At 61.5% G+C, this 20,256-nt stretch carries 18 protein-coding genes and 1 other annotated feature; of the genes, 5 read left to right on the top strand and 13 right to left on the bottom strand.

Annotated elements, in window-relative coordinates:
* Positions 1-70: 70 nt before the first annotated feature.
* Positions 71-838 carry an AraC family transcriptional regulator gene (locus tag AC2CGQ_RS19785; protein WP_047025742.1) on the top strand — a complete coding sequence of 256 codons (768 nt, stop codon included), beginning with the start codon at positions 71-73 and terminating at the stop codon, positions 836-838.
* A 107-nt stretch (positions 839-945) separates the two neighbouring features.
* On the opposite strand, the gene ushA is transcribed toward AC2CGQ_RS19785, so the two are convergent.
* Positions 946-2,598 (bottom strand): bifunctional UDP-sugar hydrolase/5'-nucleotidase UshA, encoded by a 1,653-nt coding sequence (gene ushA, locus AC2CGQ_RS19790; protein ID WP_103086002.1) that lies wholly within the window; start codon positions 2,596-2,598, stop codon positions 946-948.
* Positions 2,599-2,776: 178 nt separating this feature from the next.
* Between ushA and AC2CGQ_RS19795 the strand changes: the two genes are divergently transcribed.
* Together AC2CGQ_RS19795 and ybaL are read left to right on the top strand one after the other, a co-directional pair.
* A complete protein-coding gene (locus AC2CGQ_RS19795; RefSeq protein ID WP_049278714.1) occupies positions 2,777-3,997 on the top strand; it encodes an MFS transporter in 1,221 nt (406 codons plus the stop codon).
* 245 nt (positions 3,998-4,242) lie between these two features.
* A complete protein-coding gene (gene ybaL, locus AC2CGQ_RS19800) occupies positions 4,243-5,934 on the top strand; it encodes a YbaL family putative K(+) efflux transporter (protein ID WP_033633981.1) in 1,692 nt (563 codons plus the stop codon).
* A 54-nt stretch (positions 5,935-5,988) separates the two neighbouring features.
* On the opposite strand, the gene AC2CGQ_RS19805 is transcribed toward ybaL, so the two are convergent.
* The 12 genes from AC2CGQ_RS19805 to AC2CGQ_RS19860 all read right to left on the bottom strand — a co-directional run bounded on the left by AC2CGQ_RS19805 (position 5,989) and on the right by AC2CGQ_RS19860 (position 19,293).
* Positions 5,989-7,293 carry an inosine/guanosine kinase gene (locus AC2CGQ_RS19805; protein ID WP_004940249.1) on the bottom strand — a complete coding sequence of 435 codons (1,305 nt, stop codon included), beginning with the start codon at positions 7,291-7,293 and terminating at the stop codon, positions 5,989-5,991.
* Between the two features lie 91 nt (positions 7,294-7,384).
* A complete protein-coding gene (gene hemH, locus AC2CGQ_RS19810; RefSeq protein ID WP_060558732.1) occupies positions 7,385-8,347 on the bottom strand; it encodes a ferrochelatase in 963 nt (320 codons plus the stop codon).
* A 119-nt stretch (positions 8,348-8,466) separates the two neighbouring features.
* Positions 8,467-9,630: a glycerate kinase gene (locus tag AC2CGQ_RS19815; protein ID WP_166444916.1), complete on the bottom strand. Its 1,164-nt coding sequence runs from the start codon at positions 9,628-9,630 to the stop codon at positions 8,467-8,469.
* A gap of 9 nt (positions 9,631-9,639) precedes the next feature.
* Complete coding sequence (locus AC2CGQ_RS19820) at positions 9,640-10,905, bottom strand: GntP family permease (RefSeq protein ID WP_015376868.1); 1,266 nt, start codon at positions 10,903-10,905, stop codon at positions 9,640-9,642.
* Between the two features lie 119 nt (positions 10,906-11,024).
* Positions 11,025-12,158 carry a sugar diacid recognition domain-containing protein gene (locus tag AC2CGQ_RS19825; protein ID WP_021504663.1) on the bottom strand — a complete coding sequence of 378 codons (1,134 nt, stop codon included), beginning with the start codon at positions 12,156-12,158 and terminating at the stop codon, positions 11,025-11,027.
* A gap of 166 nt (positions 12,159-12,324) precedes the next feature.
* Positions 12,325-12,969 carry an adenylate kinase gene (adk, locus tag AC2CGQ_RS19830; protein ID WP_004940261.1) on the bottom strand — a complete coding sequence of 215 codons (645 nt, stop codon included), beginning with the start codon at positions 12,967-12,969 and terminating at the stop codon, positions 12,325-12,327.
* Positions 12,970-13,171: 202 nt separating this feature from the next.
* Positions 13,172-15,037: a molecular chaperone HtpG gene (gene htpG, locus AC2CGQ_RS19835; protein ID WP_166444915.1), complete on the bottom strand. Its 1,866-nt coding sequence runs from the start codon at positions 15,035-15,037 to the stop codon at positions 13,172-13,174.
* A gap of 143 nt (positions 15,038-15,180) precedes the next feature.
* Complete coding sequence (gene recR / locus AC2CGQ_RS19840; RefSeq protein ID WP_004940263.1) at positions 15,181-15,786, bottom strand: recombination mediator RecR; 606 nt, start codon at positions 15,784-15,786, stop codon at positions 15,181-15,183.
* Positions 15,786-16,115, bottom strand: a complete 330-nt coding sequence (locus AC2CGQ_RS19845) for a YbaB/EbfC family nucleoid-associated protein (protein WP_004940264.1) — start codon at positions 16,113-16,115, stop codon at positions 15,786-15,788. Before AC2CGQ_RS19845 ends, recR begins: the two co-directional genes overlap by 1 nt.
* Positions 16,116-16,156: 41 nt before the next feature.
* Positions 16,157-18,115 (bottom strand): DNA polymerase III subunit gamma/tau, encoded by a 1,959-nt coding sequence (dnaX, locus tag AC2CGQ_RS19850; protein WP_156865259.1) that lies wholly within the window; start codon positions 18,113-18,115, stop codon positions 16,157-16,159.
* Positions 16,760-16,824, bottom strand: a sequence feature (DnaX frameshifting element). It overlaps the preceding gene by 65 nt.
* Positions 18,116-18,207: 92 nt before the next feature.
* Positions 18,208-18,759 carry an adenine phosphoribosyltransferase gene (gene apt, locus AC2CGQ_RS19855; protein WP_015376864.1) on the bottom strand — a complete coding sequence of 184 codons (552 nt, stop codon included), beginning with the start codon at positions 18,757-18,759 and terminating at the stop codon, positions 18,208-18,210.
* 153 nt (positions 18,760-18,912) lie between these two features.
* The gene (locus AC2CGQ_RS19860) at positions 18,913-19,293 is read right to left on the bottom strand and encodes a DUF454 family protein (protein WP_016928835.1); all 381 of its coding nucleotides are present in this window, start codon (positions 19,291-19,293) and stop codon (positions 18,913-18,915) included.
* Positions 19,294-19,427: 134 nt separating this feature from the next.
* Here AC2CGQ_RS19860 and priC point away from each other — a divergent pair, with 134 nt between their 5' ends.
* Both priC and rsmS read left to right on the top strand, forming a co-directional pair.
* Complete coding sequence (priC, locus tag AC2CGQ_RS19865) at positions 19,428-19,964, top strand: primosomal replication protein PriC (protein WP_004940276.1); 537 nt, start codon at positions 19,428-19,430, stop codon at positions 19,962-19,964.
* Between the two features lie 106 nt (positions 19,965-20,070).
* Positions 20,071-20,250, top strand: a complete 180-nt coding sequence (gene rsmS / locus AC2CGQ_RS19870) for a pleiotropic regulatory protein RsmS (RefSeq protein ID WP_004940278.1) — start codon at positions 20,071-20,073, stop codon at positions 20,248-20,250.
* The last annotated feature ends 6 nt before the right edge of the window (positions 20,251-20,256 follow it).

Consider the following 20,256-nt stretch of genomic DNA (forward strand, 5'->3'; position numbering starts at 1 on the left):
ACAAGGTAGCATCTGGTCCCATCGCCGATTACAATATAAAAGACAATAAATTTACAAAATCGGACAGACTATGGCGTGGCTTCAGGCGCAGGACAGTTTTAATCCGGATACGCTCGACAACGGGGTGCTCGGGATCGCCGCCGAACTGGCGCAGCACGACTCGGGCACGCATTGGCATGACAGGGGGCAGTTGCTGTTCTGTCAGCAAGGCAGCATGCGCATCACGCTCAACCAAAGCATCTGTATGCTGCCGCCGGGCAGAGTCGCCTGGATCCCGCCGCAGGTGGCTCACCGCGTTCAGGTCAACGGCGTCGTCGGCTACCGTTCGCTTTATCTCGACGCCGATCGCTATGCCTGTCTGCCTGCGCAGCTTGCCGTACTGACAGCCTCGCCGCTGCTGCGCGAGGTGTTGGAACGCATCGCGTTCGCCGCCTTCGACACCGACTGGCAGCATGGGCCTTATGCCAATATTCTGGCGGTCTGCCTGGACGAGATCGCCGCCGCGCCGCGCGAACTGACGCTGCTGCCGCTGCCCAGCGACCGCCGCCTGCGCCATCTGGCCAATCTGGACATGCTTCCGCCGCTGCACGAGCTATCGCGCTATAGCGGCGCTTCCGAGAAAACCATCAGCCGGATTTTCCGCCGTGAAACCGGGCTCGGTTATCAACAATGGCGTCAGCAATGGCGCCTGATCAAAGCGATAGAGATGCTGGCCGCAGGGCTGAGCCAATCCGACGTCGCCGGTCGGCTGGCGTTTTCCAGCGACAGCGCCTTCGCCACTTTTTTCAAGAATATGGCGGGCTGCCCGCCGAGGGCGTATATGGAGAGAAGAAAGTAAGACGCCGTTTAAAACGGCAACGCTGACAAAAGGCGTTGATTCAGAGGAGAAAAACGACGGCGGGAACGGCGCCCCGCGACAAGCGAGAGCGCCGTTCCGCGACGCTTCTAGCGATACACGATTTCGCCCTTCGGTTCGTAAGCCGCCGCATCCAGCGGCGAGTGTTTCTCGATGTATTGCTTCAGCACCTCGGCGTCGATAAAGCCGGTGTTGACGTAGCTCGGCAGCCCGTCCAGCTTCGGATAGCCGTCGCCGCCCAGCGCGTTGAAGTTCAGCGTCGCCATGCGGTAAGTTTTATCCGCCTGCAGCGGCTGGCCGTTGATCTTCACCTCGCTGACGCCCTTGCCGTCCGCCACCAGGCTGACGTTGGCGAACTGGGCGTAGGCGCCGGAATCCGGCTTCATGTTGGCCACCACCGCCAGGTACTGCTCAACCTCGCTGCCTTTCATATCGACATGCACCAGGGTGTTGCCGAACGGCTGCACCTTGAGCACATTCTTGTAGGTGATATCGCCGCTTTCAATCGAATCGCGCACCCCACCGCCGCTCATCACGGCGAAGTCGGCGTCGGCGCGCTCCCTCTGCGCGGCCAGCATCACCCGCGCCAGGTTGGTCTGCACGAAGCGCACCTTGCTGCGGTCGCCTTCAAGCTTGCCGTTGACGCTGCCGATCTTCACTTCCAGCTGCGCCTTGCCCTTATCCTGGAACGGCGTAAGCAGCTTCATCATGGCCGGATCTTCCGCAATCTGCCGGGTGTAGTACACCCGCTCGCTGGTGCCGTCCGCTTTCTCCACTTTCTTCTTCAGGTTCACCGGGATCAGCTGATAATGCACCAGCTTCAGCTCGCCGTTGCGGAATTCGAAATCGGCGCGCCCCACGTATTTGCCCCACTCGTGCGCCTGCACGATCCAGGTGCCGTTCTGGCGATCCGGCGAGCACGGCGTGCCCGGCACATAATCCGCCTGTTTGCGGTTGTCGCCGGCCATGCACACCGGATCCTGCGAGTGGCCGCCGACGATCATGTCGAGATATCCGGCCGGCAGGCTGCGCGCCATCTCTACGTCGCCCGGCGCGTTAGAGCCGTGTTCGCCGTTGTCATAGTGCCCCATGTGGGTGGCGGCGATAATCACGTCCGGCTTCTCGTCCTTACGCAGTTGCTCCACCACCTGCTTCGCCTCCTGCGCCGGCACGCGGAACTCCATGTCGGTGAAGTACTCCGGGTTGCCTATTTTGGCGGTGTCGTCGGTCGTCAAGCCGATCACCGCGATCTTGATGCCCTGCTTGTCGAACAGGGCGTAAGGCTTGAACAGGCGCTGGCCGGTGCTTTTCTGATAAATGTTGGCGGACAGCAGCGGGAAGGTCGCCCACTTCTCCTGCTGGCGCAGCACGCTCAGCGGGTTGTCGAATTCGTGGTTACCGATCGCCATCGCGTCGTAACCCACCAGGTTCATGCCGCGGAAGTCCGGCTCGGCGTCCTGCAGATCCGATTCCGGCACGCCGGTATTGATATCGCCGCCGGACAACAACAGCAGGCTGCCGCCCTGCGCCGCCACTTCCTGACGAATGCCGTCCACCAGCGTTTTCTGCGCGCCCAGGCCATATTCGCCGTGATCGTTCTGCCAGAAGTGACCATGATGATCGTTGGTATGCAGAATGGTGATGGCGTAGGTCTTATCCTTTTCCCAGGCGCTGGCGGCCCCCGACAGCAGCGTCAGGGATACGGCCAACGCGCATGCGGTGGTTTTCAGCGAAAAACGCATGGCGGATCTCCGTGTATTAAATGGCTTTTATGATGAGGGCGAAATTGTAGCGCGAATTAATGACAGCTGATTTCAATTTTTTGCGATGTGAGTCTGATTATTTCAGATATGGTAAAAATTGAACGCCCTGCCTAAGATGTCATCTCTGTGCTCAACAACTTATCAGGCTAATAATAATATGACCGACAGTAGCCAAAGCGCGATGCCGCCCGCCAAGGGCAGTACGGTAAAGAGGACCGCTTTCTCCATCCTCGGCGCCATCAGCGTGTCTCACCTGCTCAACGATATGATCCAGTCGCTGATCCTGGCGATTTACCCGATCCTGCAAGCCGATTTCCATCTCAGCTTCGTGCAGATCGGCATGATTACCCTGACCTATCAGCTAACGGCTTCGCTGCTGCAACCGCTGATCGGCTATTACACCGATAAACACCCGCAGCCTTACTCGCTGCCGATCGGCATGGGCTTTACCCTGTCCGGCCTGCTGCTGCTGTCGGTGGCGAGCACCTTCCCGCTGGTGCTGCTGGCGGCGGCGCTGGTGGGCACCGGCTCATCGGTCTTCCACCCGGAATCCTCGCGCGTGGCGCGCATGGCCTCCGGCGGGCGGCACGGCCTGGCGCAGTCGCTGTTCCAGGTCGGCGGCAACTTCGGCAGCTCGCTCGGCCCGCTGCTGGCGGCGCTGATCATCGCGCCTTACGGCAAGGGCAACGTCGCCTGGTTCTCGCTGGCGGCGCTGCTGGCGATCGTGGTGTTGCTGCAGGTCAGCAAGTGGTATCAACATCAGCATCGGGCAACTAAAGGGCAGCCGAAAAGCCCGTCGCTGCTGAAACCGCTGCCAAAACGTACCGTTGCCTACTCGCTGGGCATCCTGCTGGTGCTGATTTTCTCCAAATACTTCTATCTGGCCAGCATCAGCAGCTATTACACCTTTTATCTGATACATAAGTTCGGCGTTTCGGTGCAGAATGCCCAAATTCACCTGTTCGCCTTTCTGTTTGCGGTAGCAGCAGGCACCATTATCGGCGGGCCTCTTGGCGACAAGATAGGGCGTAAATACGTAATTTGGGGCTCTATTCTCGGCGCTGCGCCGTTTACCCTTGTTTTACCCTATGCATCCCTCTATTGGACCGGCATTTTAACGGTGATCATCGGGGTTATTCTCGCCTCGGCGTTCTCCGCCATTCTGGTCTACGCTCAGGAGCTGATCCCCGGTAAAGTCGGCATGGTTTCCGGCTTATTCTTCGGTTTTGCTTTCGGTATGGGCGGGTTAGGTGCGGCAGTTCTTGGTTATGTCGCCGATTTGACCAGTATCGAACTGGTCTACCAAATCTGTGCTTTCCTGCCACTGATCGGCATTATTACCGCGCTACTGCCCAATATGGAGCATAAAGCGCAATAACCCCGCTGTCTGCCCGGATGAAATTATTTATTCATCCGGGTTATCCTACGGATAAATCAATGTTATTTGGTTTATCTTCCCCAAAACCCCCTCATTGCCATGCCTTAAGTGAAATCCTCTGCTTTTTTACAAAAAAGGCCAAATTAGCCAAGCAAGCCGCGAACAAATGCAATAAACTAAATGTATCTTTTCGTAACTTTGTTGCGTTTCTCCCGTGCCGCGATGCATAGCCAGAAGGAGTATGGATGCATAATTCAACACCGCTCATCACCACCATCGTCGGAGGGTTAGTACTCGCCTTCCTCCTCGGCATGCTGGCGAACCGCCTGCGCATCTCCCCTCTGGTGGGGTATCTGGCCGCAGGGGTGCTCGCCGGCCCGTTCACCCCCGGTTTCGTCGCCGACACCTCACTGGCGCCGGAACTGGCGGAAATCGGCGTTATCCTGTTGATGTTCGGTGTTGGCCTGCACTTCTCTTTGAAAGACCTCCTCGCAGTAAAATCTATCGCCATTCCCGGCGCCGTGGCGCAGATAGCCGTCGCTACCCTGCTCGGCATGGGGCTGTCCAAGCTGCTCGGCTGGGATCTGATCTCCGGTCTGGTGTTCGGCCTCTGCCTCTCCACCGCCAGCACCGTGGTGCTGCTGCGCGCCCTGGAGGAACGGCAACTGATCGACAGCCAGCGCGGGCAAATCGCCATCGGCTGGCTGATCGTCGAAGATTTGGCGATGGTGCTGACGCTGGTATTGCTGCCGGCCTTCGGCAATATGCTGGGCAATGACAATGCCAGCAGCAGCCAGTTGCTGATGGAGCTGGCGCTGACCATCGGTAAAGTCATCGCCTTCATCGCGCTGATGATCGTGGTCGGCCGCCGCCTGGTGCCGTGGATCCTGTCGAAAACCGCCAGCACCGGCTCGCGCGAGCTGTTCACCCTGGCGGTATTGGCGCTGGCGCTCGGCATCGCCTACGGCGCGGTGAAGCTGTTCGACGTCTCCTTTGCGCTGGGCGCCTTCTTCGCCGGCATGGTGCTGAACGAGTCCGAGCTGAGCCACCGCGCGGCGCACGACACTCTGCCGCTGCGCGACGCGTTCGCGGTGCTGTTCTTCGTCTCGGTTGGCATGCTGTTCGATCCGATGATCGTGATTAACGAACCGCTGGCGGTGCTGGCGACGCTGGCGATCATCGTGTTCGGCAAATCCGCCGCCGCGTTCCTGCTGGTGAAAATGTTCGGTCACTCCAAGCGCACCGCGCTGACCATTTCCGCCAGCCTGGCGCAGATCGGCGAGTTCGCCTTTATTTTGGCGGGCCTCGGCATCGCGCTCGGCATGATGTCGGAGCACGGCCGCAATCTGGTGCTGGCCGGCGCCATTCTGTCCATCATGCTCAACCCGCTGTTGTTCACTCTGCTGGAACGCTATCTGGCCAAAACCGAAACCATCGAAGAGCAAATCCTCGAAGAGGCGGTGGAAGAAGAGAAACAGATCCCGGTGGATATGTGCAATCACGCGCTGGTGGTCGGCTACGGCCGCGTCGGCAGCCTGCTGGGCGGCAAACTGGCCGAGGCGGGCATTCCGCTGGTGGTGATCGAGAATTCCCGCCCGCGGGTGGAAGCGTTGCGCGAACAGGGTATCAAGACGGTGCTGGGCAACGCCGCCAATCCGGAAGTGATGGATCTGGCTAGGCTCGACTGCGCGCGCTGGCTGCTGCTGACCATCCCGAATGGCTACGAGGCCGGTGAGATCGTCGCCTCGGCGCGCACCAAGCGGCCGAACATCGAGATCATCGCCCGCGCCCACTACGACGATGAAGTGGCCTACATCACCGATCGCGGCGCCAATCAGGTGGTCATGGGCGAACGCGAGATCGCCAACAGCATGCTGAACATCCTGCAGCTGGACACCCTGAGCGAAGAAGAAAAAATGGGCGGCTGCCCGATCTGAGGCACCGCGCATAAAAAAAGGTCCGGCATGCCGGACCTTTTCTTTTTCAGCGGGTTAACGCTCCCAGTAGGACTCTTCCAGGCTGTCTTCCCGCTCCGGCAGGCCGCGCGTGAGGCGTGGCGAATGCTGGTTCAACACCTGGTAGCTGACGCGGTTGGCGTATTTGCACACCTGCGCCAGGGAGGAGTAGGTCAGGTAACTGCGCACATGCTTGCTGGAGTTCGGCACGTTGTGGCGGTGATAGCCGTTGGCGGCGATATCGTGCAGCAACGCCGACAGCGCGCCGTCGCCGGCGCCGTTGGTGTTCATGATCTTCTCCGGCCCGCCCATATACGGCGCGATATGCGAATAAACGCGCAGCGGATTTTCACAGTGCTCGCGGCGCATGGCGCGACTGAACTCGTAGCGGTTGAACTCGGCGATATGCCCCGGCAGCAGCGGGTGCTGGGTCTGGCGCTTATTGGCTTCTTCGGTGTAGCCCGCCATATACAGGCCATTCGGCCCGGCGGTGCACAGCACCAGATCCACCCACTCCAGCGCCATGTCCGAGGCGGTCAGCGGATCGCTCAGCCCGGTCAGCTCCAGCGCTTCGTCTTCGTTCATCGCCAGAATCGTCACATTTTCCTTCAGGAAGTCGCGCCACCACTGCGGGTTGTCGGCAATGACGTACTTGGTACCCAGGGTCAGCACCACCGGCACATCGTGTTTTTTGGCGTACTCGATCGCCTGCAGGGTCGCGTCCTTTATCGGCTCCCCTTCCTTGCAGCGCACCAGGTAAGAACTCAGCACCAGCGCCGACGCGCCGGCGATCACCTCTTCAGGAATGCTTTCCGGGCGCAGTTGGTTCATCTGGCCGGGGTTGATGGCGAAGGTGCGCTCGCCGCTTTCGCCGATCAGCGTGAAACAGCGGCCGATGGCGCCATCAACGCCCTGCAAATAGTTAAGATCGGTGCGGCTGGAGGTATTGCACAGATAACGGTAGGCGTAGCTGCCGATTTTCACGTTGCTGCACATCACGCCGAGCAGTACCGAACGATCGTCCGCCAGCACCGAATAGTTGTGCATGGTATTGCCGATGGTGCCGCCGGCGAACTGATGGGTGACCAGGTTGTTTTCATTCAGTTCCTGATACAGCGCCTCGGCGACGTCGTCTTCGATCACCAAAGAGTGGCCCAGGCTCAGGCCGTAACGCTGGACAAAAGCATCGTCCACTTTTGCCTCGATATCCACCAGCGTCTGGTCGATGCCGACAATATACGAGGTGCTGATTTCACTTTCGGGCTGGGCCTGCTGCAGAAGCGGATCGCGGGCGCTCACCGGAAAATAGTGTTTGGACTTGCGTTTACCAGGAAATTTCATGTGATTGGCGGTGGTGACGGTTTAACAAGCGGAGAATGTTAACACATCCCCGCCCGATCACGATGCACCTAAATAGACAGATTATGGATGATTACAGACGCTGCGCCACCAGCTGCTGCATCATGTCGATATGCGCCGGCTCGTCGTTCAGCGCCGAGATATATTCAAACTTCTCGCCGCCGGCCTTGAGGAAGATCTCGCGGTTCTGCTCTTTGATCTCTTCCAGCGTTTCCAGGCAGTCTGCCGAGAAGCCGGGGCAAATCAGTTGAATGTGCTTCACGCCCTGCGCCGGCAATCCCTTCAGGGTTTCATCGGTGTACGGCGTCAGCCACGGCTCGCGGCCGAAGCGCGATTGGTACGTCATCATCACCCGCTCCGGCGCCAGCGGCAGCGTGGCGCTCAGCGCACGCAGCGTATCCTCGCAGCGCTGCGGGTAATCGTCGCCCAGACGCGCATAGCGCTTGGGGATGCCGTGGAACGACAATACCAGCCGGTCCGGCTGGCCGTGCTCGGCGAACGAGCGCTCCACGCTTTGCTGCAGCGCGGCGATATAGGCCGGGTGTTCGGCGTAATCGCGAATGAAGGCCACAGCAGGCAAGCGGCGATAGCCTTTCAGCACCCGCGCCACGCCATCCCATACCGCCGCGCTGGTGGAACAGGAATATTGCGGATAGAGCGGCAGCACCACCAGGTTGGTCACGCCCTGCGCCAGCAGCTTGTCGATGGCTTCCGCCAGGCTTGGCGAACCGTAGCTCATACCCAGCTCCACCGGCGTATTCGGCATGCGCGCCGCCAGCGCCCGCTGTTGGCGGCGGCTGTACACCAACAGTGGCGAGCCCTCTTCCATCCACACCGACTGATAGAGTTTCGCCACGCGCGGCGAGCGGATCGGCAGGATCGCACCGTTGAGGATCGGCCACCAGATCAGCGGCGCCGTGTCGACCACGCGATCGTCACTGAGGAATTCCTTCAGATAGCGTTTGACCGCCGACGAGGTCGGCGCATCTGGCGTGCCCAGGTTCACCAGCAATACGCCGTGTTTCTCTTGCTTCATCTCAGTTCCCCTCATTTCCTTTCCGGCCGGCATTCCGTTCTGGGTCGGGATGTCAGCAGCCATTAATGCCGGCTATTGTAACGGAAAAGTCCTGCATCGAAACCGATAACAGCAACAGGCTATGCCTGTGGGCTTCTTCCCTGCGCCAGCTGCCATACCGCCGCCACGTTGCGCGCCGTCACCTGCAGATTGCGATCGGCGCCCGCCAGCGCTTCTTCCAGCGTCACAATGCGATCGAGCACCGAAAACGCCGCATCGATGCCGTGCTGATGCACCACCGAATAATCCGGCGTCAGGCTGCCGGCGATGGCGATCACCGGCACGCCGTGGCGCTTGGCCACCCGCGCCACGCCAATCGGCGTTTTGCCGTGAATCGACTGGCTGTCCAGCCGCCCTTCGCCGGTGATCACCAGATCGGCATCGCGCACCGCCTCATCCAGGCGCAGGGTTTCAGTGACAATCTCGATGCCCGGCCGCAAGCGCGCGCTGAGCATGCCGAGCAGCGCCGCCCCCATGCCGCCCGCCGCCCCCGCGCCCGGCTGGGTGAGCACGGCGCGGCCAGTTTCCCGTTCCAGCAGCTCGCCGTAGTGGTGCAGCGCCGCATCGAGCTGCGCCACCATCTCCGGCGTCGCCCCCTTCTGCGGCCCGAACACCGCCGAGGCGCCCTTTTCGCCGCACAGCGGGTTATCGACGTCGCAGGCGGCGGTCACGCTCACCCGTTGCCAGCGCGCGTCCAGCCCGGCGAGATCGAGGTGCGCCAGCTGCGCCAGCGCTGCCCCGCCCACCGGCAGCGGGCGACGATCCTTATCCAGCAATTTAACGCCCAGCGCCTGCATCATCCCGGCGCCGCCGTCGTTGGTGGCGCTGCCGCCAATGCCGAGAATGATCGCCTTCACGCCGCGTTCCAGCGCCGCCAACATCAGTTCGCCGGTGCCGTAACTGGTGGTGATGCGCGGATCGCGCCGGCCGGGCGGCGCCAGATGCAGCCCGGAGGCGGCGGCCATTTCAATCACCGCGGTTTCGCCATCGCCCAGCAGGCCATAGAATCCCTGCACCGGCTCCCCCAGCGGCCCGGTGACCGTCACCTGGACGATCTCGCCGCCGGTGGCCTCCACCATCGACTCCACCGTGCCTTCACCGCCGTCCGCCATCGGCAGCTTCACGTAGTGCGCCTGCGGATAAATCTGACGGAATCCCCGCTCGATGGCGTCGGCGACGCCGAGCGCGCTCAGGCTCTCTTTGAAAGAATCCGGGGCAATAACCACTTTTTTCAGCGTTTTCATCACTGTTCCTTATCCCGCCAGGTTAAATACGCCAAACATCAGCGCCGAGATTGCCGCGATGGTGAACCCCACCAGCGTCTCATACGGCAGCAGCTTCAGCCGCTCGTGCACCGCCATATTGACGCTGCCGCCGGTGGCGTGGAAGAAGCTGCCGTGCGGCAGGTGATCCAGCACCGTGGCGCCCGCGTGGATCATCGCCGCGCCGGCTAGCCCGCTCACCCCCAGTTCCAGCAGCGTGGAGCTGAACACCCCGGAGGCGACGGCGGTGCCGGCGGTGGTCGACGCGGTCGCCATCGACATCAGCGCGCCGGACAGCGGCGCCAGCAGCCAGGCCGGCAGCCCGGTGTGCGTTAAGCCGTTAATCAGGACATCCTTCAGCGCCGAGTTGGCGATGATGCCCGCCAGCGTGCCGGTGCCGAGCAGCATGATCGCCACCGGCGCCATGCGCGACAGGCCGGAGACCATAAACTGATTGCACTGGCGAATGCGCCCCATCAACAGCGCGCCCGCCAAACCGCCGGCCGGCAACGCGATCAGCGGATCGACGGCGATCCCGGCGATCGGCCGCAGCGACAGCAGCAGGATCGCCACCAGCGGCGCGCTGATCGCCGCCGCGAAGCCCGGCCGCGCCCCTTCGGCATGCTGAGTCAGCTCTTCGGCCATCACCTTGCTGCCTTTATCGCTCAGGCGGCGCGCCAGCAGATAGGCCACTACCAGGCCGCACAGCCCCGGCACGATGCCGGCCATCATCACCGAGGTGAGCGGCACGTGGAAATTGTCCGCCGCCGCGATGGTGTTCGGGTTGGGCGACATCACGTTGCCGGCCTTGCCGCCACCGATCATCGCCAGCAGGATCGCCGCGCGTGAAATGCCGGCCTTCTGGGCGATCGACAGGGCGATCGGCGCGACGGTGATCACCGCCACGTCGATAAACACCCCCACCGCCGTCAGGATCAGTGTAGCCACCGCCAGCGCCAGCAGCGCGCGGGTTTCGCCCACCTTGCGCACGATGGTTTCGGCGATGGTGTGCGCCGCGCCGGATTCGATCAGCACCCCGGCCAGCACCCCCGCCGCCAGAATGCGCATCACGGCGTTGGTGATACCCTGCGCCCCACCGATCATCAGCGTCACGGTCTGCACCAGATCGGCGCCGCCGCACAGCCCGCCCGCCAGCGCGCCGGCAATCATGCCGTAAGCCGGCGGCACCTTGCGTAGAATCAGGACGATGGCGACGGCTAACGCCACCAGCGCCCCCAGAGTGGATACGGTTGTCATTGTTGTTTTCTCCGTGGTTGATGTGCAGGCCAACATATCGCGCGCGCCCGGCGCAGACCTGAGGGAAAACAACAAAAAATCGCCGGGGGAACGGCGCGGAATTTGTGGGTTGGCACAATTCAGTCGTGCATCAGCATGCCGATATACAACCGCAGAGCATCGGTTAATTGATTGATTTTCATGCCGGTTATCGCTTCGATGCGCTGCAGGCGATAACGCAGGGTATTGACGTGAATATGCAGCTGCGCGGCGGTCTGCGTCTGATCACAATTCTGCGAAAAATAGTGGCGCAGCGTGCTGCGCAGCACGCCTTTTTCGTCCTGTTCGCCCAGCGTTCGCCAGGGACGCCCCAGCTCTTGCGCGCGCCAGTCCTCCCCGAGATCGCACAGCAGCGACGGCAGCGGATAGTCGTGGTAGAACAGCGTGGCGTGACGCAATTTCAGGCGCTGCGCCATCGCCTGGGTGGCGCGCGCCGTCAGGCTGGAGCGGTAGGCGCTTTGCGGATCGTCGTAGAAACCGCCGACGATCAGCCGTACCCGAAAGCGGTGCTTGAGCTGGTTTTGCAGACGCTGCGCCTGTTGGCGCTCCAGCTTCAAACTCCATTCGCCCTGAGCCATGCAGGCCGGGCGCAACAGAGTCATTTCATTGAAGCCGGTAATGGCGATCAACGCGTCGCGCTGGGTGGCCTCCAGCTCCGCCAACAGCTCGCGCAGCAGGTGCGGCTGCGCCTCTTGCAGTTCGACGATCCAGACGATGCGCGCCTGGCGCAGATCCAACCCCAGATACGCCGCCATCGCCTCCAGCGACGCGGTGTTCGGCTGCGGCTGCAGCAGCTGATTCGCCAGCTCTTCCCGGTAGCGTTTTTCCCACTGGTGCTGATCCAGCAGCGCCGCCTGCTCCACCATCATCTCCGCCGCCATCTTGACCAGCTCGGCGTAGGCGCGCACCTCGGCCGGCTCGCCGGAAATGCCGATCACCCCCACTCGCTGATTACGAAAGCTGAACGGCAGGTTGATGCCAGGCCGCACCCCTTTCAGATGCTCGGCGGTGGCGCGATCGATCTCCACCACCCGATTCTCCGCCAACGCCAGCACCGCGCCCTCATGGCGCTGAAACAGACGCTGCGGATTGCCGGAAGCGATGATCACGCCGTTGCTGTCCATCACGTTGACGGAATGGCTGATGATGCCCATCGCCCGCTGGACGATCTGGCGCGCGGTGGCTTCCGCCAGAAGAGTGGTTTGTCTGAGCATGCCCGGCTCCCTGCTGAGGGTGAAAACGCAGGCTTGTTATACGCCATTTGGCGCGGGCGATTAACGGGCACGGTTGCAACAAGCCGCCGCGATCACAATTTAAAGGGAAAACGGCAAAAAAAAACGCCGGGCCACGGGCCCGGCGTCATGCACGATGCGCTTGCGATCAACCGAGGATGGTCGCCAGCTCTGCGCTCACTTCGGCCACCTTGCGGGTGCCGTCGATTTTGCGGTATTGGGTGTTGCCCGCTGCCGCTTCTTTGCTGTAGTAAGAGATCAGCGGCGCGGTCATCTGATGGTATTCCACCAGACGCTTGCGCACGGTCTCTTCCTGATCGTCCTTGCGCGTGGTCAGCTCTTCGCCGGTCACGTCGTCTTTGCCTTCCACCTGCGGCGGATTGAATTTCACGTGGTATACGCGGCCGGATGGCGCGTGCACGCGGCGGCCAACGATGCGGTCAACGATCAGCTCATCCGGCACGTCGAACTCCAGCACGAAGTCCACGTTGATGCCGGCTTCTTTCATCGCGTCAGCCTGCGGAATGGTGCGTGGGAAACCGTCCAGCAGGAAGCCCTTGCGGCAATCTTCCTGAGCGATGCGCTCTTTGACCAGCGCGATCACCAGCTCATCGGTCACCAGCTTGCCGGCGTCCATGATCTCTTTCGCCTGCTTGCCCAGTTCACTGCCGGCCTTCACGGCTGCGCGCAACATATCACCGGTGGAGATTTGCGGAATGCCGTATTTCTCCATGATGAATTGAGCCTGAGTACCTTTACCAGCGCCCGGAGCGCCCAGCAGAATGATACGCATTGCGTAAATCCCCTTGCTATGTAGTTTTTATAAAATTGCGAAAACGCTCAACGATACCATTTCAGGGGGGGCAGGCTCAAGGCGCGCGAAGGAAATCGATTGCGGAATGTGCAAAAAAACCGACGAACAAAAGGCGAGAAAAGGCGGGGAAAAACCGAAAATGCGCCCCTAACGGTGCCGTTAAGGGCGCATATCTTCAACTTTAGGCGGACAGCAACTTGTTCATGCGGCGGATGAACAGGTTCGGATCCTCCAGCGTGCCGCGTTCAGCCAGCAGCGCCTGATCCAATAACAGGTCGATCCATTCGGCGAAATGTTCGTTATCGCCCACGTCGGATGCGCGTTTGACCAGAGCATGTTCCGGATTAAGCTCGAAAATGTACTTCACCTCCGGCGCCTGCTGACCGGCGGCGGCGAACAGCTTGGCCATCTGGGTGCTCATTTCGTCGGCGTCGGTTACCACGATCGCCGGCGTATCGGTCAGGCGGTGCGTCAGGCGCACATCCTTCACGCGATCGCCCAGCAGGGTTTTCACGCGTTCGATGAACGGTTCCAGTTGCTTCTCGGCGGCCTTCTGCTCTTCGGTTTCATCCGCCAGTTTATCCAGCGCTTCATCCGCCTTGCTGACCGACTGGAACGGCTTGCCGTCGAACTCGGTCAGGTAGCTCATCATCCACTCGTCGATGCGATCGGACAGCAGCAGCACTTCGATGCCTTTCTTGCGGAACAGCTCCAGGTGCGGGCTGCTCTTGGCCGCGGCGTAGCTGTCGGCGGTGATGTAGTAAATCTTCTCCTGCCCTTCCGCCATGCGGCCGACGTATTCTTCCAGCGATACGGTCTGCGCCGAGCTGTCACCGTGGGTAGAGGCGAAGCGCAGCAGTTTGGCGATCGCTTCCTGGTTACCGTTGTCTTCCGCCGGGCCCTCTTTCAGCACCAGACCGAACTGCTGCCAGAATTTCTGGTAGCCTTCGGCGTCGTCTTTGGCCAGCTTATCCAGCATCTGCAACACGCGCTTGGTCAGCGCGCCGCGCAGGTTTTGCGTCACGCGGCTGTCTTGCAGGATCTCGCGCGATACGTTCAGCGGCAGATCGTTGGAATCGATCAGGCCGCGCACGAAGCGCAGGTAGTTCGGCATGAACTGCTCGGCGTCGTCCATGATGAACACGCGCTGCACGTACAGCTTCAGACCGTGCTTGTGATCGCGGTTCCACATGTCCCACGGCGCCTGCGCCGGGATGTACAGCAGGCTGGTGTATTCCTGCTTGCCCTCTACCCGGTTGTGGCTCCAGCTCAGCGGATCGGTGAAGTCGTGGGCGATGTGTTTGTAGAACTCTTTGTACTCTTCGTCGGTCACGTCAGCCTTGCTGCGAGTCCACAGGGCCTGCGCCTTGTTGATCTTCTCCCAGGTGACGGTATCGTCTTCTTCGTTCTTGCTTTCGATCTCCACCGGCAAAGCGATGTGATCGGAATATTTGCCGATCACCGAGCGCAGGCGCCAGGCGTCGAGGTAGTCATCTTCGCCTTCGCGCAGATGCAGGGTGATTTCGGTGCCGCGGGTCTCTTTGGTGATGTCGGCGATGGTGTAGTCGCCTTCGCCGGCGGACTCCCAGAACACGCCCTCGTCATCGGCGGCGCCGGCGGCGCGGGTGCGCACGGTCACTTTGTCCGCCACGATGAACGCCGAGTAGAAACCGACGCCGAACTGACCGATCAGTTGGCTGTCTTTCGCCTGATCGGAACCGATGGATTCCAGGAACGCTTTAGTGCCTGACTTGGCGATGGTGCCGAGGTTTTCAATCACTTCTTCGCGGCGCATGCCGATGCCGTTGTCGGCGATGGTCAGGGTGCGCTGCTCTTTATCGAAGGACAAACGTACGCGCAGCTCGCCGTCGCCGGCATACAGCTCCGGCGCGGACAGAGCGCGGAAGCGCAGCTTGTCGGCGGCGTCAGAGGCGTTGGAAATCAGCTCACGCAGGAAAATTTCTTTGTTGGAGTACAGCGAATGGATCATCAAATGAAGCAGCTGTTTTACTTCAGACTGGAACCCGCGGGTTTCTTGACCTTTCATACTCATTGATTACCTCAAAAGACAATGGCTACCAAAATCGAACAATGAGGATCAGATGAGGGTCAGGGTGTTGTTTTTCAAGCGGACGGCGGGATTTTTTTGGCAAAAAACAATGGGGCCGGGCGGCCCCATCCGGGAAAACATCAGAACTTGATGGCGTGGCGCCCGGCCAGCGAATGCGACAGCGTGGTGCCATCGACCATCTCCAGCTCGCCGCCCACCGGCACGCCGTGGGCGATGCGGCTGGCGAGCACGCCATACTGGCCGCACATCTCGGCGATGTAGTTGGCGGTCGCCTCCCCTTCCACAGTCGGGTTGGTGGCGAGGATCACTTCGGTGATGCTTTCCTTTTCCAGCCGTTGCTCCAGGCGATCCAGACCGATATCGCCCGGCCCGATGCCGTCCAGCGGCGACAGATGCCCCATCAGCACAAAGTAGCGCCCGGCGAACTGGCCGGTCTGCTCGATGGCGTGGATATCCGCCGGGCTTTCCACCACGCAAATCTGGCCGTTTTGCTGGCGGCGCGGATTGGCGCAGATGGTGCAGACGTCCTGTTCGGTGAAGGTGCGGCAGTCGGCGCAGTGGCCAATCTCCGACATCGCGCGCGTCAACGCCTGCGCCAGGCGCATGCCGCCGCTGCGATCGCGCTGCAGCAGTTGAAACGCCATGCGCTGCGCCGATTTCGGGCCGACGCCCGGCAAACAGCGCAGCGCCTCCATCAGGGATTCAAGGAGCGGGCTGGTTTGCATCAGAACGGCATCTTGAAGCCAGGCGGCAACTGCATGCCGCTGGAGACGGAGGCCATTTTCTCTTTCTGAGTCTCTTCGATGCGGCGCGCGGCGTCGTTAAACGCCGCGGCGATCAGATCTTCCAGCATCTCTTTGTCGTCTTCCATCAGGCTAGGATCGATCTCCACGCGGCGGCAGTTGTGCGCGCCGTTGATGGTGACTTTCACCAGGCCCGCGCCGGATTCGCCGGTCACTTCCAATTTGGCGACTTCTTCCTGCATCTGCTGCATTTTTTCTTGCATTTGCTGGGCTTGCTTCATCAGGTTGCCCAGACCGCCTTTACCAAACATAGTCGTCTCTCGTCGCTAGGGCCGCGCACCTCGCGCGGCGTTTAAAGGGGGCGAATACTCTCTTCATCCAGATCCGCGTCGAAGAATCGGCGCAGCGTCTGAATGTTGGTATCCGCTTCGATGGACTGGCGCGCCTGCGCCAGTTTTTCTTCATAGATGGCTTGTCGCCACTCCAGCGGGGTGCGCCCCGCCGGATTATCGTCCTCCACCACGGTCAGCTCAATCGGGCCGCCGTACAGCTCACCGAGCGCGTCGGCCAGCGTCTTCTGCGCCGAAGGCGAATTCAGATGGCGCTGCGAAGACCGCAGATGGAGGTTAATTTTGCCCGGCTCCGGCTGCTGCTTGAAGGCGTTCAACGCCAGCTGCTGCACCAATTTCGGGATCTTCAGCTTATCGATTTCTGCCGCCCAGGCGTCGCGCTCCAGCGACTCCACCACCAGCTTGGCGGCCAGCTCCGGCGTTTTCTCATGTTCCAACGCCGTGCGCAGCGCTTTCGGCGTCGCCAGCGGTTCCGGCGCCGCTTCCGGCTCGGTTTGCGCGCGCCAGCGATAAGCTTCCGGTTTCGCCGGTTTTTCCGGCACCTTCTTCTCCGCCAGGCGCTGCTGGCTGCGCTCGGTCACCGAAGCCAAACGCCCCAGCGCCGAGTTTGCCGGCCGCGCTATTCCTGGCGCCGCCGGCTCATTCTTTTTTGGTGTGGATGCTCCCTGCTGTCGTTGCAGCTGGGACCGCGCTTTCAACAGCTGGGCGGTGGCATCCGGTAAAGGGGCCGATGATTGTCGCTGCGGCACGGCCGGCTGCCCTAGCGGCGGCGGCGCGTCCTGAAACTGCGGCGGCTGTGGCGATGCGGCCTGCTGCGGCTGCGCCATCGGCGCCGGCGCGGTCTGCACCAACGCCACCGGCTCCGGGATCACCGCTTTCGGGTGAAACGCCAGCGCGCGCAGCAGGGTCATCTCAACCCCCATGCGGCGATCCGGCGCATAGGCCAGCTCTTTGCGGCCCACCAACAGCGTCTGGTAGTAAAGTTGCACATCGGCCGGCGGCAGGGTGCGCGCCAGCTCGCGCAGCCGTTGCTCCACGGCGGCGTAGTGGTTGTCGAGCATCGAAGGCAACAGCTGCACCATCGCAATGCGATGCAGCAGCGCCAGCGTCTCCACCAGCAAGTTTTCCCAGTCCACGCCGCGCGAAGCGGCCTGCGCGACCTGCGCCATCACCTTTTCGCCGTCGGCGCTGACCAGCGCTTCGAGGATCGCCAGCGGCTGCTCGTCATCGAGCGTGCCGAGCATCTGGCTGACGGTGGCGGCGGTCACCTGCCCCTGCCCCATGGCGATCGCCTGATCGGTCAGGCTCAGCGCGTCGCGCATGCTGCCGTCGGCGGCGCGCGCCAGCAGCTGCAGCGCACGGGCGTCGCTGGTGATCTGCTCCGCCGTCAGCACCGTTTCCAGCTGCTGACGGATCTGATCGACGTCCAGCGCTTTGAGGTGGAACTGCAGACAGCGCGAGAGAATGGTCACCGGCAGCTTTTGCGGATCGGTGGTGGCCAACAGGAATTTGACGTGCGGCGGCGGCTCTTCCAGCGTCTTCAGCAACGCGTTGAAGCTGTGGCGCGAGAGCATGTGCACTTCGTCGATCAGGTAGACCTTGAAGCGGCCGCGCGCCGGCGCGTACTGGACGTTGTCCAGCAGATCGCGGGTATCTTCCACCTTGGTTCGGGAAGCGGCGTCGATCTCGATCAGATCGACAAAGCGCCCCTGCTCGATCTCGCGGCAGTTGTCGCATTGGCCACATGGCGTGGCGGTGATGCCGGTTTCACAGTTCAGGCCTTTGGCCAGCAAGCGGGCGATGGTGGTTTTTCCCACGCCGCGCGTGCCCGAGAACAGATAGGCGTGATGGATCCGCCCCAGTGAGAGGCCGTTGGCCAGCGCGGTCAGGACATGTTCCTGGCCGACCACGTCTGCGAACGTTTGAGGGCGCCACTTACGGGCGAGAACCTGATAGCTCATTAATACCGGAGAAGTCGAGGAATCTGGAGGGTCATGCTAACACAGCCCCGCGGCGATCCGCGAGGCCGTTGTGCCCAAGGGGCAATGCCGCATCAATGGCCGGCGAAGTCCACCAGGCAGTAGCAATCGATGCCCAGCTTGTTCAGACGCGCTTCCCCGCCCAGATCCGGCAGGTTGATGATGAACGCGGCGTCGTTCACTTCACCGCCCAGACGGCGGATCAGTTTGGTGGTCGCTTCGATGGTGCCGCCGGTCGCCAGCAGATCGTCCACCACCAGCACTTTGTCACCCGCGGTGATGGCATCGGTGTGGATCTCCAGCTTGTCGGTGCCGTACTCCAGCTCATAGCTTTCGCTGAGCGTGGCGCGCGGCAGTTTGCCCGGTTTGCGCACCGGCACGAAACCGACGCCCAGCGCCAGCGCGACGGGCGCGCCGAACAGGAAACCACGCGCTTCGGTACCCACCACCTTGGTCACGCCCGCTTCGCGATAGCGCTCAACCAGCAGCTCGATGCTGGCGGCATAGGCCAACGGGTTTTCCAGCAGGCTGGTCACGTCGCGGAACAGGATGCCCGGCTTCGGATAATCCGGGATGGTTTTGATACTGTCTTTAATAAACTGAAGCTGCTGCGCAGTAGCGGTCATAATTGTTGCCTGATAAAACTGCCTGAAAACCGGCGCGCCGCTCACCCGCCGCCCCCGGGAGAAACACACCGGAGAAGAAATGGCAGGCGATCCGCGCACGAAAACGCCCAAATCTATGCAAACTGGCGGACAAATGCAACCAGCGGCGCACAATCAGCGCTGTTTTTGTTGCGGCAGGTCAATAACCGGCAGACGCAGCATAAAGGTCAGCAAAATGGCCAGCATCAGCAGCAACAGCCCGCGCACCCACCAGATTTTCACCAGCCACAGCGAACAGGCGAAGGTCAGCACGATCACCAGCACAGCCTTCCACTTCGCCCCCGGCGGCAGCGCGCGATGCTGCTGCCAATGGCGCAGATAAGGGCCAAACCAGGAACGGTACAGCAGCCAGTGATGAAAGCGCGGCGAAGAGCGGGCGAAGCACCAGGCGGCCAATAGCAGGAACGGCGTGGTCGGCAGCAGCGGGAGCACCACGCCCAACGTCGCCAGCACCACCGCCAACCAGCCCAAAATGATCAATAACCCACGCGTCATGCGGCTCTTCGCTCCTCAATCGGTTGCGGCCTACTGTAGCATCGGCGCCGCGCCGGCGGAATATGCATGCGGCGCTTGTTTCACAACAGCATCGCGGGCAAGCTTACGCCTGTTGAAATCAAGAGGGAGCTTATGTGAGCACTCAGCGTCTATTACAGGTGTTGGCACAGCAGATCGCGGCGCTGGCGGCCGAAGTGACCCCGCGCGGCGACGTTCCGATCCCGCAGGCGCGCTTCGACGCCGCCCTGTTCGCCAATCGCGGCACGCGGCTGCGCGACTACCTGGCCGAGGTGGAGAAGAATTTCGCCCAGCTGCAAAGCGCCGCCAACGACAACCGCACCAGCCAGGTGGCCTTTCTGGCCGAAAAACTGGTGGCTCAGATCGCCGCCCTGCAGCGCGAGCTGGCGACCCAGGCGCTGCGGCGCAAGAACCAGCCGAAAGAAGCCCCCGAGGCCGATCTTTACCACAAGCTGGCCGAGCATCAGGACTACGAACGCCGGCTGATCGCCATGATTCAGGATCGGGAAAGCCTGCTCGGCCGCCAAACCACGTTGGCGGCGCAGCAAAAACTGCAGCACGAGCTGGCGGCGCTGGAGGGGCGGCTGATGCGCTGTCGTCAGGCGTTGGCGCGCATCGAGCGCAATATCGAGCGCAAAGAAAACGGTTTTTGAAGATTTATCACAATATTTTAATGATTATTCCCGGTTGCGCGCCAGGTTCACTATACTCTGCCGGTATGCGAGTTATTCATCCCATTAATTAATAAGCGCAGGTGCTATGTCTCTGGAAAACGCCTCACCCGAACTGCAGCTGGCGGTAGACTTGATTTACCTGCTGGAATGCAACGAGATCGATCCGGTCACCGCACTGGCGGCGCTGGATATCGTCAAACGGGATTATCAGGAAAAGCTGCAGCGCGCCGGCGTCACCTCTCCCTATCTGCCCGCCGGACAGTAACCAGGG

The organism is Serratia sp. DFXYC6 (assembly GCF_057196085.1).

What these genes read in the sequence shown, in the direction of transcription:
- rsmS (WP_004940278.1), top strand. Translation starts at nt 20,071, where the DNA reads ATGTCTCTGGAAAACGCCTCACCCGAACTGCAGCTGGCGGTAGACTTG.
- apt (WP_015376864.1), bottom strand. Translation starts at nt 18,759, where the DNA reads ATGACCGCTACTGCGCAGCAGCTTCAGTTTATTAAAGACAGTATCAAA.
- AC2CGQ_RS19820 (WP_015376868.1), bottom strand. Translation starts at nt 10,905, where the DNA reads ATGACAACCGTATCCACTCTGGGGGCGCTGGTGGCGTTAGCCGTCGCC.
- AC2CGQ_RS19785 (WP_047025742.1), top strand. Translation starts at nt 71, where the DNA reads ATGGCGTGGCTTCAGGCGCAGGACAGTTTTAATCCGGATACGCTCGAC.
- recR (WP_004940263.1), bottom strand. Translation starts at nt 15,786, where the DNA reads ATGCAAACCAGCCCGCTCCTTGAATCCCTGATGGAGGCGCTGCGCTGT.
- AC2CGQ_RS19845 (WP_004940264.1), bottom strand. Translation starts at nt 16,115, where the DNA reads ATGTTTGGTAAAGGCGGTCTGGGCAACCTGATGAAGCAAGCCCAGCAA.
- hemH (WP_060558732.1), bottom strand. Translation starts at nt 8,347, where the DNA reads ATGAAGCAAGAGAAACACGGCGTATTGCTGGTGAACCTGGGCACGCCA.
- AC2CGQ_RS19805 (WP_004940249.1), bottom strand. Translation starts at nt 7,293, where the DNA reads ATGAAATTTCCTGGTAAACGCAAGTCCAAACACTATTTTCCGGTGAGC.
- dnaX (WP_156865259.1), bottom strand. Translation starts at nt 18,115, where the DNA reads ATGAGCTATCAGGTTCTCGCCCGTAAGTGGCGCCCTCAAACGTTCGCA.
- adk (WP_004940261.1), bottom strand. Translation starts at nt 12,969, where the DNA reads ATGCGTATCATTCTGCTGGGCGCTCCGGGCGCTGGTAAAGGTACTCAG.
- htpG (WP_166444915.1), bottom strand. Translation starts at nt 15,037, where the DNA reads ATGAAAGGTCAAGAAACCCGCGGGTTCCAGTCTGAAGTAAAACAGCTG.
- AC2CGQ_RS19860 (WP_016928835.1), bottom strand. Translation starts at nt 19,293, where the DNA reads ATGACGCGTGGGTTATTGATCATTTTGGGCTGGTTGGCGGTGGTGCTG.
- AC2CGQ_RS19815 (WP_166444916.1), bottom strand. Translation starts at nt 9,630, where the DNA reads ATGAAAACGCTGAAAAAAGTGGTTATTGCCCCGGATTCTTTCAAAGAG.
- ushA (WP_103086002.1), bottom strand. Translation starts at nt 2,598, where the DNA reads ATGCGTTTTTCGCTGAAAACCACCGCATGCGCGTTGGCCGTATCCCTG.
- AC2CGQ_RS19825 (WP_021504663.1), bottom strand. Translation starts at nt 12,158, where the DNA reads ATGCTCAGACAAACCACTCTTCTGGCGGAAGCCACCGCGCGCCAGATC.
- ybaL (WP_033633981.1), top strand. Translation starts at nt 4,243, where the DNA reads ATGCATAATTCAACACCGCTCATCACCACCATCGTCGGAGGGTTAGTA.
- AC2CGQ_RS19795 (WP_049278714.1), top strand. Translation starts at nt 2,777, where the DNA reads ATGACCGACAGTAGCCAAAGCGCGATGCCGCCCGCCAAGGGCAGTACG.